Origin of the sequence: Streptomyces sp. NPDC001137, assembly GCF_040298885.1 — a bacterium.
Taxonomy (GTDB): domain Bacteria; phylum Actinomycetota; class Actinomycetes; order Streptomycetales; family Streptomycetaceae; genus Streptomyces.
Genome location: NZ_JBEPBA010000021.1, coordinates 15,568 through 32,181 on the forward strand (window position 1 = coordinate 15,568; position 16,614 = coordinate 32,181).

Annotated in this window: 14 protein-coding genes; 5 read left to right on the plus strand and 9 right to left on the minus strand. The window is 72.0% G+C overall.

Annotation, left to right across the window (positions count from 1 at the left end):
- The first annotated feature begins 7 nt into the window (after window positions 1–7).
- Both ABT254_RS33075 and ABT254_RS33080 read left to right on the plus strand, forming a co-directional pair.
- Window positions 8–415 carry a DUF6278 family protein gene (locus ABT254_RS33075; RefSeq protein WP_351478285.1) on the plus strand — a complete coding sequence of 136 codons (408 nt, stop codon included), beginning with the start codon at window positions 8–10 and terminating at the stop codon, window positions 413–415.
- 130 nt (window positions 416–545) lie between these two features.
- Window positions 546–1,322 (plus strand): amino acid ABC transporter ATP-binding protein, encoded by a 777-nt coding sequence (locus tag ABT254_RS33080; RefSeq protein ID WP_351478288.1) that lies wholly within the window; start codon window positions 546–548, stop codon window positions 1,320–1,322.
- 36 nt (window positions 1,323–1,358) lie between these two features.
- Here ABT254_RS33080 and ABT254_RS33085 read toward each other — a convergent pair whose 3' ends face one another.
- Window positions 1,359–2,924, minus strand: coding sequence for a CocE/NonD family hydrolase (locus ABT254_RS33085; RefSeq protein ID WP_351478291.1), 1,566 nt, complete (start codon window positions 2,922–2,924; stop codon window positions 1,359–1,361).
- 117 nt (window positions 2,925–3,041) lie between these two features.
- A complete protein-coding gene (locus ABT254_RS33090) occupies window positions 3,042–3,800 on the minus strand; it encodes a hypothetical protein (RefSeq protein ID WP_351478294.1) in 759 nt (252 codons plus the stop codon).
- A gap of 143 nt (window positions 3,801–3,943) precedes the next feature.
- Between ABT254_RS33090 and ggt the strand changes: the two genes are divergently transcribed.
- Window positions 3,944–5,752 carry a gamma-glutamyltransferase gene (gene ggt / locus ABT254_RS33095; RefSeq protein ID WP_351478297.1) on the plus strand — a complete coding sequence of 603 codons (1,809 nt, stop codon included), beginning with the start codon at window positions 3,944–3,946 and terminating at the stop codon, window positions 5,750–5,752.
- 9 nt (window positions 5,753–5,761) lie between these two features.
- Here ggt and ABT254_RS33100 read toward each other — a convergent pair whose 3' ends face one another.
- The 7 genes from ABT254_RS33100 to map form a co-directional block, all read right to left on the minus strand.
- Window positions 5,762–8,299 (minus strand): ATP-dependent Clp protease ATP-binding subunit, encoded by a 2,538-nt coding sequence (locus tag ABT254_RS33100; RefSeq protein WP_351478300.1) that lies wholly within the window; start codon window positions 8,297–8,299, stop codon window positions 5,762–5,764.
- Window positions 8,300–8,467: 168 nt separating this feature from the next.
- On the minus strand, window positions 8,468–10,297 hold the full coding sequence (locus ABT254_RS33105; protein ID WP_351478303.1) for an ABC transporter ATP-binding protein: 1,830 nt from the start codon (window positions 10,295–10,297) through the stop codon (window positions 8,468–8,470).
- Complete coding sequence (locus tag ABT254_RS33110) at window positions 10,294–10,719, minus strand: lasso peptide biosynthesis B2 protein (protein ID WP_351478305.1); 426 nt, start codon at window positions 10,717–10,719, stop codon at window positions 10,294–10,296. The genes ABT254_RS33105 and ABT254_RS33110 overlap by 4 nt, the downstream gene beginning before the upstream one ends.
- Window positions 10,716–10,970, minus strand: a complete 255-nt coding sequence (locus ABT254_RS33115) for a lasso peptide biosynthesis PqqD family chaperone (protein WP_351478308.1) — start codon at window positions 10,968–10,970, stop codon at window positions 10,716–10,718. The genes ABT254_RS33110 and ABT254_RS33115 overlap by 4 nt, the downstream gene beginning before the upstream one ends.
- 29 nt (window positions 10,971–10,999) lie before the next feature.
- Window positions 11,000–12,844, minus strand: coding sequence for a lasso peptide isopeptide bond-forming cyclase (locus ABT254_RS33120; RefSeq protein WP_351478311.1), 1,845 nt, complete (start codon window positions 12,842–12,844; stop codon window positions 11,000–11,002).
- A 25-nt stretch (window positions 12,845–12,869) separates the two neighbouring features.
- Entirely contained in the window at window positions 12,870–12,980 is a 111-nt protein-coding gene (locus tag ABT254_RS33125; RefSeq protein WP_107416017.1) for a keywimysin-related RiPP, read from the minus strand.
- Between the two features lie 338 nt (window positions 12,981–13,318).
- Complete coding sequence (gene map / locus ABT254_RS33130) at window positions 13,319–14,095, minus strand: type I methionyl aminopeptidase (protein ID WP_351478315.1); 777 nt, start codon at window positions 14,093–14,095, stop codon at window positions 13,319–13,321.
- Between the two features lie 32 nt (window positions 14,096–14,127).
- Between map and ABT254_RS33135 the strand changes: the two genes are divergently transcribed.
- Window positions 14,128–14,379, plus strand: coding sequence for a helix-turn-helix domain-containing protein (locus ABT254_RS33135; RefSeq protein WP_351478317.1), 252 nt, complete (start codon window positions 14,128–14,130; stop codon window positions 14,377–14,379).
- Window positions 14,380–14,533: 154 nt separating this feature from the next.
- Window positions 14,534–16,477 (plus strand): hypothetical protein, encoded by a 1,944-nt coding sequence (locus tag ABT254_RS33140; RefSeq protein WP_351478320.1) that lies wholly within the window; start codon window positions 14,534–14,536, stop codon window positions 16,475–16,477.
- Window positions 16,478–16,614 lie beyond the last annotated feature (137 nt).

A 16,614-nucleotide genomic window follows, 5' to 3' on the forward strand; every position in this document is an offset into this window, starting at 1 on the left:
TGGGGGTATGAAGATCCCTTTTCTGGGCCACCGGCATGAGAAGCACGGCATCCCCGACCCGGAGGGCATCGCCGAACTTCTCTCCGAGTGCGAACTGCTCCGCTCGCAGGCGTCCCAGGAGGGCGTCCAACTCGACGATTCCGCAGCCTCGTTGGAGGCGCTCGACCAGCTGCTGCCGCGCTGGCGGGACGACCCCGAGGTGCTGCACTGGCTCGGCAACGACGCCGGGCTCTATCTCGGCACCGTCATCGTGCGCACCGTGCCCGGAGCGGCCTGGGAGATCTGGCCGGACGGCCAGCCCGTCGTACGGCTCGCCTCGGGCCGCGAGTTCGACGTCGTGACCTCCGGCCACGAGTGGGCGGCCAGCGGGGCGCCCGAGCTCTCGCAGCTGTACGCCGAGGTCGCGGAGACCTGAGCGGAGCGCCCGACCTAAGATCGACGTAAATACGGCTTATGCCCGAAAAGTGCGTGTCGTGACGTAAGTCAACTCGCGTCCGGATAGTTTGCGGCAACCACGACACAGCTGAGAGTGAGTAGGGCTGCGAATGGCCGTCGATCCACTGATCGAGCTGCATGACGTCAACAAGTACTACGGGGAGTTGCATGCCCTGCAGGACATCGACCTCACCGTCGGCAAGGGGGAGGTGGTCGTGGTCATCGGCCCGTCCGGGTCGGGAAAGTCGACACCGTGCAGGACGATCAACCGGCTGGGGACCGTCCGGTCCGGCACCATCCTGCTCGACGGGCAGCCGCTGTCCGAGGAGGGCAAGGCCCTCGCGCGGCTCCGCGCCGACGTCGGCATGGTCTTCCAGTCGTTCAACCTGTTCGCCCACAAGACCGTCCTGCAGAACGTCTCGCTGGGGCAGATCAAGGTCCGCGGACGCAAGAAGGAGGAAGCCGACGCTCGCTCCCGCCGGCTTCTCGACCGCGTCGGACTCGCCGACCAGGCACCCAAGTTCCCCGCGCAGCTCTCCGGCGGCCAGCAGCTGGGGGTACCTCCCGGGCCCTTCAGGCACTGGGGGAGGGTGGCCATCGCCCGCGCCCTCGCCATGGAGCCCAAGGCGCTCCTGTTCGACGAGCCCACCTCCGCCCTGGACCCCGAAATGATCAACGAGGTCCTCGATGTCATGCGGCAGCTGGCCCGCGACGGTATGACGATGGTCGTCGTCACCCACGAGATGGGCTTCGCCCGTTCTGCCGCGGGCCGCGTCGTCTTCATGTCCGACGGCCGCATCATCGAGGACCGCGCCCCGGAGGAGTTCTTCACCGACCCGCACAGCGAGCGCGCCAAAGACTTCCTGTCCAAGATCCTCAAGCACTGAGCGACAGAGCCATGCCCGGCCGGCGGCAGCCGGAGATCACTGCTCGCGCAGCGGAATCGACACGTACGACGGGTCGTTCGCCGGCGAGGAGAAGGTCAGCTGAGCGCCGGACGGGTTGTGCTCGATGTAGAGCGGGTCGACCGTGTCGACGACCAGGGCCAGCCGGTGCCCTGCCGGGACGTCGTAGGCCGTGGAGAACAGATCCAGGTCGAGACCGAACGGCTTTCCGGGCTCGCGCCCGTGGAAGGTGTACGGCGCGTTGCTGACCAGCTTGCCGAGGCCGAGCGGCCCCACGTCGTAGAGATAGGCGACGAGGGTGCCGCTCTCCTTGGTCGGGGTGACCGTGGTGTGCAACTCGGCCGTACCGCGGATCTGCTGGGCGGCGGCGTATTTCTCCGACTGCCAGACGGCGGCCCAGCGGCGGGGGAGCAGGGGGATCGAGGCCATCGGGGGCAGCTGGGCGATCTGGTCGAGGATGCTCGACAGGAAGACGATCCCGCCGTCGGCCCCCGAGTCGACGTTCGTGTGGATCGTGGTCGTGCCGGCGAGGGCGATCTTCCGCTCGGTCGCGGCGATCGACTTCCAGTCCGGGTAGCCCTCGTAGCCGCCCGTGGAACGGGACTTCAGCTGCACCGGCTCCTCGCGGTTGATGCCGTTGTCCTCACCCTTGAGGTAGTGGTCGAACCAGCGCTCGGTGTCCGTCCACACATCGTTGGGCAGTCCGAACAGGCCGGTGAGCTCGGCGGTCGCGTGGTCGCCGGGCCGGAACTCCAGTCTCTTCGGGCCGGTGAGCTTCTCGTAGAAGTCCGCGTACTGGTTGGGCGCGAAGACCGTGTCGCCCCAGGCGTTGGCCATCATGACCGCGGGGCCGTTCTTGTTGAGTTGATCCACGTATGTTGCGGCCGAACGTTTCTTCCCCCAATTGATCATCTCCTGTTCCTTGGACAGGTTGGAGGCGTAGAAGTTGTCGAAGATCTGCCGGACTTCGGGGCTCTGCCGGCCGGTGACCAGGCTCGCGCCGTCGAGCACGGCCGCGGCCTGGGCGTGCTGGGTGCGGCCGGAGTAGATCGAGTCGATCAGGTCGGCCCAGCCGCTGAGGGCGGCGACCGCCTTGATCCGCTTGTCGTGCGCGGCGGCGATCAGGCTGATCCCGGCGCCGTACGAGACCCCCGCCACGCCGATGTGGGCGGAGTCCGTCGGGGTGTTGGCGAGCGCCCAGTCGATGACCTTGGACGTGTCGGCTATGTCCGGAGGTCCTGCCACTTCTATCTCTCCGCCGGACTGCCAGAAGCCCCGCACGTTGTAACTGACCACGATGTAACCGGAGTCGGCCAGCTTCTGGGCCTGGGCGAGGTACTCGACCTGGGGCAGGCCCCAGCTCGTGGGGAGTACGAGCAGCGGGTAGCGCCGGGTGCCGTCGGCGCCCGCGGGCATGAGGACGTTGGCCTTGAGGACGGTGCCGCCGTCACCGGTGATGTCGACGAAGCGGACGGCGTCCGCGGCCTGTGCGGCGGGGGCGAGCCCGAGGGCGCTACCGGCGATCAGAGTCGCGGAGACGGCGCCCACGGCGGTCGTGCGCAGGGCCTTGCGATGGGTTCCCACGGGGTCACTCCTCACTCGTGTCAGTGCAAAGTGACCAGACGGTAACCTCGCCCCTTTACCGGAGGTAACCCGTCGGTAAGTTACGTGCCAGTAACGATTGTTGTCGTGTGAATGAATTCAGGAGGCGCGGTGGGAGTTACGGGGAGCGGCGGGCGCCGGCAGGGGTGCCTGTGCCGCGCGGGTCACGTCCGCGACGAGCTCGGCGACGTCCGGGCCGTACGCCTGTGAGTTGACCACCTTCAGCAGCAGGACGAACGTGTTGTTGCCGTACTTGCGGGCCAGGCGCTCGTGGTTGCGGGCGAGATAGCGGGTCGCCGCCTGGTTGGTGATCGCGGTCTGGCCGCTGAACAGGAAGACGGGGCGGGTCAGGCCGGGCTGTCCCGCCGTCAGCCGCGCCAGCAGCACATATTCGGACAGGCCCTTCTCCATGCGGTAGCGCTCGCTGCCGATCTGGAAGGCCAGCCGGTCCGGGCCCGGCTCCGGGTCCGTGTTCACCCGCACCCCGGGCAGCAGGGCGTGCAGGTGGGCCGCCATGCGCCGGTTCGAGCCCGGTCCTCCGACACAGAACTCGGTCCGCTCGCCGAAGCCCTGCCGCGCCGCGTCCTGGGTGATCACCTCGGCGTGCGCGCCGCAGTCCTTGATGAGGGCGGCCAGTTCCAGGAGCGCGAACACGTCGTAGCGGTGCACCGCGAGGTCGGGGCTGCCGGCGTCGCGGTTGACGACGAGCAGCGACTCGGAGTGGTCGGGCAGCCCGAAGAATGCCTGCTTGCGGCGGAGCTTCCGCTTCCACAGATAGGTACGGGCCAGCCAGCCGAGCGCGGCACTGATGCCCGCCGCGACCACGCCCAGGACGATGTTGCGCACGTCGTCATTCATGGGCGCGCATGCTAGCGGGCCGACATGGCTGGTACGTACCGGTGTTCGATCCGTGGCATTCGTATGACAGCTGCCGGAATGGGGGTGTTGGGGCCCAGGATGATGCGGTTACGCTGCGCGGACGCCCCTGACTGGAGGTACGGATGCGTCGCCCTGTCGCGCGGAAACTCTCGGTCCTTGCGGTCTCGGCCGCCGTGGTGTCGGTGGGGGCGGCAGCACCGCCGACCGCCGCCACGACACCGCAGAAGGTGCCCGTCGCCGTCGGCTACGGCGGCGCCGTAGCCAGTGTCGACGCGGACGCCTCCGCCGCCGGCATCGAGGTCCTGAGGAAGGGCGGCAACGCGGTCGACGCGGCCGTCGCCACCGCGGCCGCGCTCGGCGTCACCGAGCCCTATTCCTCCGGGGTCGGCGGAGGCGGCTACTTCGTCTACTACGACGCCAAGTCCCGTACGGTACACACGATCGACGGCCGCGAGACCGCGCCCCTGACCGCCGACTCCAACCTCTTCGTGGAGAACGGCAAACCCCTCGCCTTCGCCGACGCCGTCAGCAGCGGACTGAGCGTCGGCACTCCGGGCACGCCCGCCACCTGGCAGACCGCGCTCGACCACTGGGGCAGCAGAAGACTCGGCACGGTGCTGGCGCCCGCCGAGCGGATCGCCCGCGACGGCTTCACCGTCGACGACACCTTCCGCGCGCAGACCGCCTCCAACGAGAACCGGTTCCGCTACTTCCCGGACACGGCCAAGCTGTTCCTGCCGGGCGGGCAGCTCCCGGTGGTCGGCTCCACCTTCAAGAACCCCGAACTTGCCAAGACCTACGAGGAGTTGGGCAAGAAGGGCGTCGGCACCATCTACCACGGCGACCTCGGCGACGACATCGTCCGCACGGTGAACCACCCGCCGGTGGACCCGAGTTCGGGCTGGAACGCCCGCCCGGGCAAGCTGTCCGACAAGGACCTCGCGGCCTACCGCGCCAAGCTCCAGGCGCCCACGAAGACCTCGTACCGCGGACTCGGCGTCTACTCCATCGCGCCCTCCTCCTCCGGCGGCACGACCGTCGGCGAAGCCCTCAACATCCTGGAGAACACGGACCTTTCGAAGGCGAGCGAGGTCCAGTACCTGCACCACTACATCGAGGCCGGCCGGATCGCGTTCGCGGACCGCGGGCGCTGGGTCGGCGACCCCGCCTTCGAGGACGTACCGACGACGGAACTGCTCTCGCAGAAGTACGCCGACTCGCGCGCGTGCCTCATCAAGGACGACGCGGTGCTCACCAGCCCGGTGGCGCCCGGGGATCCGCGCAACCCGGCGGCGTGCGCCTCCGGCGGTACGGCGGCCCCGACGACGTACGAGGGTGAGAACACCACCCATCTGACCGTGGCCGACAAGTGGGGCAACGTCGTCTCCTACACGCTCACCATCGAGCAGACCGGCGGCAGCGCGATCACCGTGCCCGGGCGCGGGTTCATCCTCAACAACGAGCTGACGGACTTCTCGTTCACCCCGGCGAACCCGGCCGTGCACGACCCGAACCTGCCGGGGCCGGGCAAGCGGCCGCGGTCGTCGATCTCGCCGACGATCGTGCTCGACAAGCACAACAAGCCGGTGGTGGCGGTCGGTTCGCCCGGTGGGGCGACGATCATCACGACCGTGCTTCAGGTGCTGACCGAGTTCCTCGACCGTCATCTGCCGCTGGTCGACGCGATCGCGGCGCCGCGGGCCAGTCAGCGCAATGCCGCGCAGACCGAGCTGGAGCCCGCGCTGTACAACGACACCGGTGCCGGGAGTGTGCGGGCGCAGCTTGAGGCCATTGGGCACTCGTTCAAGTTGAACCCGGAGATCGGGGCGGCCACGGGTGTGCAGCGGTTGCCCGGTGGGAAGTGGCTGGCGGCGGCTGAGACTGTACGGCGAGGTGGGGGATCGGCACAGGTGGTGGATCCTGCGCCTTAGAGCCGGCCCTCACAACTCTGGGGCGATCGGCAGGTCCTCCGTCTGGAAGGCCAGCCTGCCGTCCTCGACATCGACCGTCACGCGGCCGCCCTCCGCCACCCGGCCGTCCAGCAGCAGGCGCGACAGCTGGTTGTCGACCTCGCGCTGGATGGTGCGGCGCAGGGGGCGGGCGCCGTATTCGGGCTGGTAGCCGCGTTCGGCGAGCCAGTCGACGGCGGGGTCCGTGAACTCGACCGTGACGCCCTGCGCCTGCAGCAGGCGGCGGGTCTTCTCCAGCAGCAGGTCGGTGATCTGCCGCAGTTGGTCGCCGGTGAGCTGGCGGAAGACGACGATCTCGTCGATGCGGTTGAGGAACTCGGGGCGGAAGTGCTCGCGCAGCGGGCGCAGGATCTGTTCGCGCCGAGCCTCCTCGTCGGCGTCGGCACCGCCCGCCCCGAAGCCGATGCCGGCGCCGCGCCGGGTGATCGCCTCGGAGCCGAGGTTGCTGGTCATCACGATGACGGTGTTGGTGAAGTCGACGGTGCGGCCCTGGGAGTCCGTGAGACGGCCGTCGTCGAGGACCTGGAGCAGGATGTTGAAGACGTCCGGGTGCGCCTTCTCCACCTCGTCGAGGAGCAGGAGCGAGTACGGGTGGCGGCGGACGACCTCGGTGAGCTGGCCCGCCTCCTCGTGGCCCACATAGCCGGGCGGGGCGCCGACCAGGCGGCTGACGGTGTGGCGTTCCTGGTACTCGCTCATGTCCAGGCGGACCATGCGCTCCTCGCTGCCGAAGAGGGCCTCCGCGAGGGCGCGGGCCAGTTCCGTCTTGCCGACACCGGTCGGGCCGAGGAAGAGGAAGCTGCCGATCGGTCGGTCGGGGCTGGCGAGTCCGGCGCGGGAGCGCATGACGGCCTCGGCGACCACGGCGACGGCCTCCTCCTGTCCGACGACCCGCTTGTGGAGGTGCTCCTCCAGGCCGAGCAGCTTCTCCTTCTCCTCCTGGGTGAGGCTGGCCACCGGGATGCCCGTCTGCCGGGACACCACCTCGGCGATCGCCTCGGCGGTCACCTCCAGCTGTCCCTCGTCGGCCTCGTCGCCGCCCGTGGTGTCCGCGATGCGCTTCTTCAACTCGACGATCCGGTCGCGCAGCTGGGTCGCCTGCTCGTACTGCTCGTCGGCGACCGCCTGGTCCTTGTCGCGGGTCAGCTGCTCGACCTCGCGCTCCAGGGCCCGTACGTCGGTGCCCTTCGTGCGGGCCCGCAGCCGTACCCGCGCGCCGGCCTGGTCGATGAGGTCGATGGCCTTGTCGGGCAGGCGGCGGTCGGTGAGATAGCGGTCGGACAGCTCCACGGCGGCCACCAGGGCCTCGTCGGTGTAGCGGACCTGGTGGTGGGCCTCGTAGCGGTCGCGCAGACCGCGCAGGATCTCGATCGTGTCCGGTACGGAGGGTTCGGGCACCAGGATCGGCTGGAAGCGGCGGGCCAGTGCCGCGTCCTTCTCGATCCGGCGGAACTCCTCCAGCGTGGTGGCGCCGACGATGTGGAGCTCGCCGCGGGCCAGAGCCGGCTTGAGGATGTTTCCGGCGTCCAGCGCCCCGCCCTCACCGCCTCCGCCGGCGCCGACCACCGTGTGCAGCTCGTCGATGAAGACGATCAACTGGTCGGAGTGGGTGCGGATTTCGCCGACGATGTTGTTGAGGCGTTCCTCGAAGTCACCGCGGTAGCGGGTGCCCGCGACCACGCCGGTGAGGTCCAGGGCGACCACCCGCCGCCCGATCAGTACGTCGGGGACGTCGCCGTCGGCGATGCGCTGGGCGAGACCCTCCACGATGGCGGTCTTTCCGACGCCCGCGTCACCGATCAGCACCGGGTTGTTCTTGCCGCGCCGCGACAGCACCTCGATGGTCTGCTCGATCTCGTCCTCGCGGCCGATCACCGGGTCGATACGGCCCTCGCGGGCCAGTTCGGTGAGGTCGCGGCCGTACTTGTCCAGGGTGGGCGTGCCGGTGGCGCGCGCGTGCTCGGTACGGGTCTGCGTGGCGTCCGGCGCCTCGGGCGGCAGTCCGGTGGGCGCGAAACGGGCCGAGTTGAGGATGTGACCGGCCGCCGAGTCGGGGTTCGCGGCCAGGGCGCTGAGCACGTGCTCGGGGCCGATGTAACCGGCGCCGCTGGCCCGCGCCAGGTCGTGGGCGTCGAGCAGGGCCCGTTTGACGGCCGGGGTGAGGGAGAGCGAAGTGGGCGGCGGCGCCTCCTCCGCCGTGTGCTGGACCGGGCCGGAGCGTTCGTCGATCTCCGACGCCAGCGAGTCGGGATCGGCGCCGGCCCGGCTGAGCAGACTCCGGGTCGGCTCGCTGGCCAGGGCGGCCCGCAGCAGATGCTGGGTGTCCAGGTCCCGGCTGCCGTGCTCGGCCGCGTACTGGGCGGCCCCGCGGACCAGTTCCCGGGCGGGCTGACTGAGCAGCCTCCCGATGTCGATCTGCCGGGGGCCCGGGCGCGGGCCGCCGAAGAAGCGGGCGAGGAATTCTCCGAAGGGGTCGTAGCCCTCGGGGCTGCTGAAGCCGCTGGTCATGGCCTTCCCATCCGGCGTCCCTGCGGGGCCCGGGACGCCCTCGCTGATCGACGTGCCGCAGTCGGGTAACCCGGGTGGGAGCCGGTTACACCCTGGCGCACGCCCGTAGAACACCTTCGCACGAAGGGTGGGCCGGGGCACCTCCAGCGCCCGCACGGTACGTCTTCCTCAGCCGTTCGTCCGACGGCCCGCACGATCGGTGGACGGTGCGCCGGGGCGCAGCATCTGGCTTGTGGCCAGGTCGCGGTACAGGGCGTTGTGGGCGAGCAGTTCCTCGTGGTCACCGGCGGCGACGCTGCGGCCCTCGTGGAGCACGACGATGCGGTCGGCGTGCTGCACGGTGGAGAGGCGGTGGGCGATGACCAACAGGGCGCATTCCTGGGCGATCTCCTTCATCACGCCGGTCAGCGCGGCTTCGTTGATCGCGTCGAGATGCGAGGTGGGCTCGTCCAGCAGGAGCAGCGCGGGGCGGGCGAGCAGGGCGCGGGCCAGGGCGACGCGTTGGCGTTCGCCGCCCGAGAGGGTGCTGCCGCGTTCACCGATGACGGCGTCCAGGCCGCCGGGCAGCCGGTCGACGAGTTCCTCCAGCCGGGCCAGCGCGAGGACCCGCCGCACCTCGGCCGCCGGGGCGTCGGGGACGGCGTAGGTGATGTTCTCCCGCAGGGTGCCGTGGACGACATGGGTGTTCTGGTCGACCACGGCGATGCGCCGACGGCAGGCGTCGCGGCCGAGCTCGGCGGCTGGGCGCCCGTCGAACAGCACGGTTCCCGAATCCGGTTCGTAGAACCGCGCGACGAGCGCGAAGACGGTGCTCTTGCCGGCGCCCGAGGGACCCACGAGGGCCACATGCCGGTGGTGGGGCACGGTGAAGGAGACCCCGGACAGCACCTGGCGGCCCGGAGCGTAACCGAACCGGACGTCGTGCAGCGCGAGCGCGGGCGAGCCGGGGGCCGCGGATGCGACCGGCCGGGGGCGGCCCTGCGCGAGCGGCGGGTCCGTGCGCTCCGTGGGAAGGCGCAGAGCCTGGTCGACGCGCCGGTGGGCGCCCATGCCGCGCTGGATCAGTCCCACCGCATGGAAGACGGAGGACAGCGGCATGACCAGGTACGAGGCGTACAGCAGGAACGCGACGAGATCTCCGAGCGAGCCGGCGTGACCGCCGACGCGCAGGCCCCCGACGACGAGGACGACGAGGAAGGAGCCCTGGACGGCGAGTTCGACGGCGGGACTCATGACGGACGCGAGCCGCGCGGTGCTCACTCCGGCCTCGTACGCCTCCTCGACCCTGGCCCCGATGCGGGCCGCCTCGCGGTCCTCGGCGCGGTGCACCCGGACCATCGGCAGGGCCCCCAGCGCCCGTTCCAGGTCCGCGGCGACGGCGCCGACCGAGTCCTGCATACGCTCGGAGGCGCGCCGGATGCCCTGGAGCAGCGAGGCGACCACGGCTGCCGCCACGGCCACGGTGAGCGCGACCAGAAGCAGCAGCAGCGGGTCGAGCCACGCCATCAGGACCAGTGCCCCGGCGGCGACGAGGCTTCCGGTCACCAGGTCGACGAGCGCCTGTGACACGACCTCGCGCAACAGGGTCGTGTCCGCGGTGACCCGGGAGACGAGATCGCCGCTGCGGTGCCGGTCGTACTCCCGCATCTCCAGCCGGAGCAGACGTCCGACCAGGCCCATGCGGAGCTGCCGTACGACACCCTCGCCCATCCGCTCCAGCAGGAAGCGCCCGACGGACCCGATGGCCGCTTCGACGAGGAACAGCACGCCGAGCAGTGCCAGCAGTGGCCAGAGGACCTGTCCGCGGCCGCTCGCGTCCACGGCCTGCCGGGCCACGAGCGGCTGCGCCAGGCCCAGGGCGGAGCCGGCCAGTGTCAGAGCGGTGGCCGCGGCCACGGCGGCCCGGTGCCCGCCGGTGAGCCGGAACAGCGTGGCCACGGCCGCGCGGGTCGACCGGTCCTCGCCAGGGGGCTCGTCCGGCGACGTACCGGCGCTCACCGGTGCGTCGGCTCGACGGACACCAGCCGGGCGAAGTAGTCGTCCGGTACGCCCTCGCCGACGGGGCGGCCCTCCGCCTCGATCCAGGCGTGCGCGGTGAAGGGCGGGACGACACGGACTCCGGCACACCATGTGGGCCACGTCCCCCGGAGCCGGCACAGCAGCGCGGCCCCCAGCGAGCGCGGCAGGCACCCCTTCGGCCCGGTGCAGCGCAGGCTGACGGCGCACATGGCGTCCCGGGCGGTCTGGGCCTGCGGGGTGGTGGCGGGCGTCGCCCCGCGGCGCAGGACACCCAGGACGGCACGGATGCGGCGGGGCGGCAGCAGGGCGAGCACGACGGCGGGGAGCAGCACGAGGCGGGCGGCCAGGCGCAGGCCCGGGGACACACCGGTGGGGCGCTCCAGCGCGCTGGGTGTCGTCATGAGGCCAGCCCGGCCTCGCGCAGGTGGCCGACCAGCACCTCGACGTCCTGCAGGGCCTGCGCCCCGTCGATGTCGAACTCACGGACCAGTGCGGCGGCAGCGTCCGCCTCCTCGCCGCCGTTCAGCAGCGTGCGGACCACCAGGGTGGCGGTCGGGTTCAACTCCCAGTAGGTACCGGCCCGTTCGTCCAGCAGGACGGTGCCGTAGTCGGTCTCGGCCGTGGAGATGTGTGCGTCGAACCGCAAGGGCATGCGCTCGCCTTTCTGACGCGGTGGGGTTCTCAGGAATGGGTGGCACGGCTGCGGCGGAGCCCGCGCAGCCACACCTCGGCGGCGATCGTGGAGTAGAGGATGGCGTCGGACAGGCCGGGGGAGGCGGGCCGCCGGGCGAGGTCGCGCAGCTGGGCGCCGTCCACCAGGCCGAGACCTTCCAGCCGGGAGTCCTCCCACAACGCCAGCAGGTCGGCGCGGTGTGCGCGCAGCCCGTTGGCGGCGTCCATCGAGGCCGCGGCCTTGGTGGTGCGCCGCAGACACTCCTCGGGCACCAGGCCGCGCATCGCGGCGGTCAGCACCGGCTTGTACGCCCACGGGGTGACGCGTTCACCGGGCCGTACGGCGAGACACGCCTCGATGACGCGGTCGTCGAGGAACGGGTGGGCCATCGGCAGACCGGCGCGGGCCGCCATCCGGTCCCACTGGCGGATGATGCGGGTGGTCGAGCGGATCTGCTCCAGGTCCGTGTGCATCCCCCGGTCCGGATGCAGCGGTGCCACTGTCGCGGCGGCGTCGAGCAGCGCCCGGCGCGCCAGGCGCTCGGCGTCCGGTGTCACCCAGCCGAAAAGCCGCGGTGCCATGCCCCAGCCGAGCCCGCAGGACACGGAGGAGGGCGACGGGTCGCGCAGCCGGCCGGCCGCGTCGGCGAGCCACCTGCCGTACGGCCGGGAGTCCGCGAGGGCGCGGACCGTACCGCCGAGTGGCCAGTGCCGCAGGGCCCGTGTCCCGCGCAGCTGCCGCAGGGCGAACAGCGGACGGGTGCGCACCAGCCGGTGGTAGTAGGCCTCGGAGCACCAGGCCACGTGGTCACCGCCGATGCCGGTCAGATGCACCCGGCTGCCGCGTGCGGCGAGGGCGGGCAGGTGGTGCCGGGCCCGGGAGCGGTCCATGACACCGATGGTGGGTTCGTCGAGGAGGTCGTCGATGCCGAGCAGGTCCTCGTAGACCAGCGGCGAGGCGTCCGCGTCCCAGACGACGTGCTCGACGCCCGGGAGGTGCCCCGCGGCCAGCTCGGCCCAGTACAGGTCGGTGTCCGCGGGATCGCGGCCCGGCCAGGTGCTGGCCACCACGCGGGCGGGGGAGCGGTCGGCGAGAAAGCAGACGGAGGTGGAGTCGAGGCCGCCGGACAGATCGCAGCTGACCACACCGCCCTGCCGGGTCCGGGCGTCGACGGCCTCCCGCAGCGCCGTTCGGATGAGCGGCGCCGTCTCGGCGAGGGAACGGACCGGCTCCGGCGGGGTCCACCAGCGGGTGTGCCGTGCGGAGCGCCCGTCCGCGGCGACGATCACGGCGTCGTGCGGGGGCACGGCGGTGACCGGGGGCCACAGCGAGGTCTCGAACAGGGGGTAAGGGGCCGGCCACAGCAGCCGGACGGCCAGTTCCCGCGGGTCGGGGTCGAGGCCGAGCGCGGCGGCGAGCGTGTCGGCGCGGCTCGCGGCCACCCGTACGCCGTCGATCTCCGCGTGGAAGACCAGCCTGAGGCCCGAGGCGGTGCCCTGCACCCGGACCTGTCCGTCGAGGGCGGCGACGAGATGGAAGCTGCCGGGGAGCGAGCGGGCCAGCGCGTCGAGCTCGGCGAGGTCCGTCAGCCGCGCGGCCCTGCGCCGCAGTACGTCCGCCTCGACGGGACAGCAGCCGATGACGGCGAGGGCGGCGTCACCGGCGCTCGCCGTGACGATCTCCTCGTCGTGCCAGTGGCCGACGAGCCAGGGCCGGCCCGACGCGTGGGTGAGGGTGCGGCGGCCGGGCGGGGCGAAGGAGCGGGCCACGGCGGCCGCGTCCGCGCAGTCGGTGAAGACCGCGAAGTCCGCGTCGCCGGGGCCCGTCCCCGCACTTTCGTGCAGTTCAGTCATGACGTCGGGTCAGTGCCGTCGCCCGTCAGTTCTTGCTCAGGATCAGCCGGTCGTTGCCGTGGCGTGCCAGGAGCCCTGTCTCCTTGCGGAACGTACCGAGCCGGACGAGCGTCGGCGCTTCGTATGCCTTCTTCATGACTACTCCTCACTGCGGGTGGAGTCCCACTCCCCGGGTGGGCAGCGGGCGCAGCACCAGCTAGCTGCGAAACGTGAGGAAGAGGCAAGGCGCAGCGTGAAAGTATGACGGTACGAAAACGCAGATACCTCTGGTCTGACGTCGGCGCACGTGCCGGGCGGGAGTGCGTGCAGCTGTTGGCGATTTGCCGTACGCGCGCGCGAAGAATCGTTCCCATCTGTGCCTCGCTCCGACCGGCGCGTACCGCGCACAAAAGCCGGAAAGAGCGCCGCCGGAGCGCACGGCCCGGCAGTCGGCACGCACCTGTCCGGCGTCGGCGGGACCGGTGGGCGGCTCCCTCAAAGAGCTTCCCGCGCGGTGAGGATCCGCGGCCCGGTGTCCGTGATCGCCACCGTGTGCTCCACATGGGCCGCGCGGGAGCCGTCGTTCGTGCGCAGGGTCCAGCCGTCCGCCGCCGCGTGGTAGTCGTCCCGGCCGCCCGCGATGAGCATCGGCTCGATGGCGAGGGCCATGCCGTGGCGCAGGGGCAGGCCACGCCCCGGGCGGCCCTCGTTCGGGACCCCGGGGTCCTCGTGCATACGGCGCCCGATGCCGTGTCCGCCGAAGCCGTCCGGGATGCCGTAGCCCGCCGCGCGGCACACCGAGCCGATCGCGTGCGCGATGTCGCCGATGCGATTGCCGACCACCGCCGCCTCGACGGCCGCCGCCAGTGCCCGCTCCGCCGTCTCGATCAGCCGTACGTCCGCCGGGCGCGGCTCGCCGACCACGAAACTGGTCGCCGAGTCGCCGACCCAGCCGCCCAGTTCCGCGCCGCAGTCGATGGAGACCAGGTCGCCGTCGCGCAGCCGGTAGCCGGTCGGGATGCCGTGCACGATCGCGTCGTTCACCGACGCGCAGATGACGGCCGGAAAGGGGACGGGCGCGAAGGAGGGGCGGTAGCCGAGGAACGGGGAGGACGCCCCTGCCTCCCGCAGCACCTCCCGGGCCACCTCGTCCAGCTCCAGCAGGGAAACGCCCACGTCGGCGGCGTTCCGTACGGCCGTCAGGGCACGTCCGACCACCTGCCCCGCCTCGTACATGGCGTCGATCGATGTGTCTGTCTTCAGCTCCACCATGCCAATTACTATACCGGTATTAGAATGACGGCATGGTGCGCACCCCTCTCACCCCCGAAGAACGCGAACGCGGCGAGCGGCTCGGGCGGCTGCTCCGTGAGGCCCGCGGCGGACGGAGCATGGCGGACGTCGCGGCGGACGCCGGGATCTCCGCCGAGACCCTGCGGAAGATCGAGACGGGCCGGGCGCCGACGCCGGCCTTCTTCACGGTCGCCGCGCTGGCCCGCGCGCTCGGCCTGTCGATGGACGAACTCGCGGGGGCCTGCGCGCCGGTCGTGGTGTGAGGGTGTGAGTCCGGCAAGAGCCACCCCGCGCACGTCACGTTCCGACAGGGAGGGCGTACTCTGCGTCCCGTCGGAAAACTTCTCGTAGCGCTCCTGTAACACGGCTCGTGTTGTCTAACGGACCGGAGTGCTCCGGTCTGGCAGGAGTTGGGCGATGGCTGTGGATCAACTCCCGGGCCGGGTACGGGAGTTCGTGAACTATCTGAACGGCCTGCTGACGCGCCTGGACCAGGGCGGAGGCTGGTGCGCCGTCTTCTGGCAGCGCGACCCCGACGGGATGCGGGCCTGTCTCGAGGGGCGTGAAGTGCCGCCCTGGGACGTGGTGCAGGCGCTTCTGCAGGACCTCGCCGCGGAGTACGGCGCGGGGGCCGCGGCCCAGGAGCAGGAACGGGCCCGCGGGCTGCACGGCGCGGCGCTCGCGGCCCACGACGCCCGGCCCGGCGGCCGGGACGCCCTCGGTGACCGGCTCGACGTCATGCTCCGCGAGCAGCGCTACGCCGCCGAACGCCAGGCGGAACTGGGCCGCAGGCTCGCCTCCGCCGTCACCCGGCAGGAGGCCGACGCCCTCCGCCTCGACCTGGCCTGGGCCCGCGACGACCACGAACGGGCCACCGCCCGCTGCGCCGAACTCCGCGCCCGGATGGCCGACTTGGACAGCCGCACGGCAGACGGCCGGGCGGCGGCGATCCGCCGGGCCCGCATCGCGGAAGGCGCGGTCTACCGCATCGACAGGGAGTTCACCCCGGACGAGCCCCTGCCGACCGACACCCCCACGGACGTCGGCGAGACCCACTTCCCACACCAGCGCGGCCCGCACACCCCGGCCGCCGCAGCCGGGCAACGGGGGCTGTTCGAGGCCGCCACGCCGGCCGGCCCGCGGCCGACGGACGCACACGGCGGCGGTCCCGCCTGGGCCCGGAGCAACCCCTACGAGCCGGCTGCCTCCACCGAGGCGCGTCCGTACGAGCCGTACGATCACGGTCCTGCGGGGGCGGGGCAAGGCGCGCACGGCTCCGGTGGGGCGCATGGCGGATCGCATGATCGTGGTGTTCCGAAGGGGCAGCCGGTCGGCTCCTATGAGGCGCGGTCCTACGACTCGTACGGCCGGGGGCCCCTGGGGGCGGGTCAGGGCGTGCGGGACTCAGGTTCAGAGGGTCCGCGCGCAGGTGCCGCGGACGCGCTGCCCGGTTCCTACGAGTCCGGTCTCCGCGGTGCGTCACAGCACCGTGGCCCGTTCGAGGCGGCGCGTCCCGTCTCGTCCGACGGCGGCTTCCCGAGCCCGCCCCAGCAGGGCGACGCGCACGCCAACCCCTCCGGCGAGGCACGGCCCGCCCCTGAACCCCAGGCCTCCGAACCCCCCGCCCCCAAACAGCGCAAGCGCCGCCGGGGCAGTGCACGGTTTGCGGGGATGACCGAGGAGGAGGCCGCCCCCGTCGCCCTGCCGCCGACCGCCGTCCCCGCCCAGCCCACTCCGAAGGCCGCCGGACGCACCCCGCGCGGAGCGCGGTTCGCCGGGGCCGCCGAGGTGGCGGAGCAGCCGCAGCAGCCGGCCGCCGAGCCCGTGGACACGGCGGGGCCGCGGGAGGTCGCCGGGGCCGTCGAGCGGCTGGTGCGGCTGCGTCAGGAGGGGCGCAGCGGCGAGGCGCACGCCCTGCTCGTCGACGCCGCCCACTGGCCCGCCGCCCGCTTCCCGCTGCTCGCCGCGGAGCTGCAGCGCGCCGGGCTCGGCGCCGACTGGGCGACCCTGCTGTGGGAGGCCGCCTCACTGCCCGCCGAGCGGCTCGTGGCCGCAGCGGACGCCCTGGTCGCGGCCGGGCGCGGCGGCGACGGCGAGCAGATCCTGCGGCAGGGCGTCGCCCGGCCCGCCACCGAGATCGGACAGGCCGTACTGGGACTGTCCGGCGAGGGACGCCACCGCGAGGTGCGCGCGCTGCTCGACGCATACGTCCGCGTCCGCACCCCCGAGGAGGCGGCCCGCAGCGCCGAGCCCGACCCGGGGGCTCTCGTGCCGCTCCTGCTGGAGGCCGCGCGGGGCGTCTCCGAAGAGCGACACTGGGATCTGGTGCACGCCCTCCGGGTCGCCGGCTTCACCGCCTGACACCGCGGCCACCGGCCTCTTCGCTCCTCCACAGGAGTGCGAAACGTGATCGACTCCGCGGGTTAACGGCGATGGTCTTGGCAAGGCTCTCCCGGAGGCTTACGTTCATCCCTCTACGGCCTGTTCTACGGGCGTAG

What these genes read in the sequence shown, in the direction of transcription:
- ABT254_RS33075 (WP_351478285.1), top strand. Translation starts at nt 8, where the DNA reads ATGAAGATCCCTTTTCTGGGCCACCGGCATGAGAAGCACGGCATCCCC.
- ABT254_RS33080 (WP_351478288.1), top strand. Translation starts at nt 546, where the DNA reads ATGGCCGTCGATCCACTGATCGAGCTGCATGACGTCAACAAGTACTAC.
- ABT254_RS33090 (WP_351478294.1), bottom strand. Translation starts at nt 3,800, where the DNA reads ATGAATGACGACGTGCGCAACATCGTCCTGGGCGTGGTCGCGGCGGGC.
- ggt (WP_351478297.1), top strand. Translation starts at nt 3,944, where the DNA reads ATGCGTCGCCCTGTCGCGCGGAAACTCTCGGTCCTTGCGGTCTCGGCC.
- ABT254_RS33100 (WP_351478300.1), bottom strand. Translation starts at nt 8,299, where the DNA reads ATGACCAGCGGCTTCAGCAGCCCCGAGGGCTACGACCCCTTCGGAGAA.
- ABT254_RS33110 (WP_351478305.1), bottom strand. Translation starts at nt 10,719, where the DNA reads ATGACGACACCCAGCGCGCTGGAGCGCCCCACCGGTGTGTCCCCGGGC.
- ABT254_RS33115 (WP_351478308.1), bottom strand. Translation starts at nt 10,970, where the DNA reads ATGCCCTTGCGGTTCGACGCACACATCTCCACGGCCGAGACCGACTAC.
- ABT254_RS33120 (WP_351478311.1), bottom strand. Translation starts at nt 12,844, where the DNA reads ATGACTGAACTGCACGAAAGTGCGGGGACGGGCCCCGGCGACGCGGAC.
- ABT254_RS33125 (WP_107416017.1), bottom strand. Translation starts at nt 12,980, where the DNA reads ATGAAGAAGGCATACGAAGCGCCGACGCTCGTCCGGCTCGGTACGTTC.
- map (WP_351478315.1), bottom strand. Translation starts at nt 14,095, where the DNA reads ATGGTGGAGCTGAAGACAGACACATCGATCGACGCCATGTACGAGGCG.
- ABT254_RS33135 (WP_351478317.1), top strand. Translation starts at nt 14,128, where the DNA reads ATGGTGCGCACCCCTCTCACCCCCGAAGAACGCGAACGCGGCGAGCGG.
- ABT254_RS33140 (WP_351478320.1), top strand. Translation starts at nt 14,534, where the DNA reads ATGGCTGTGGATCAACTCCCGGGCCGGGTACGGGAGTTCGTGAACTAT.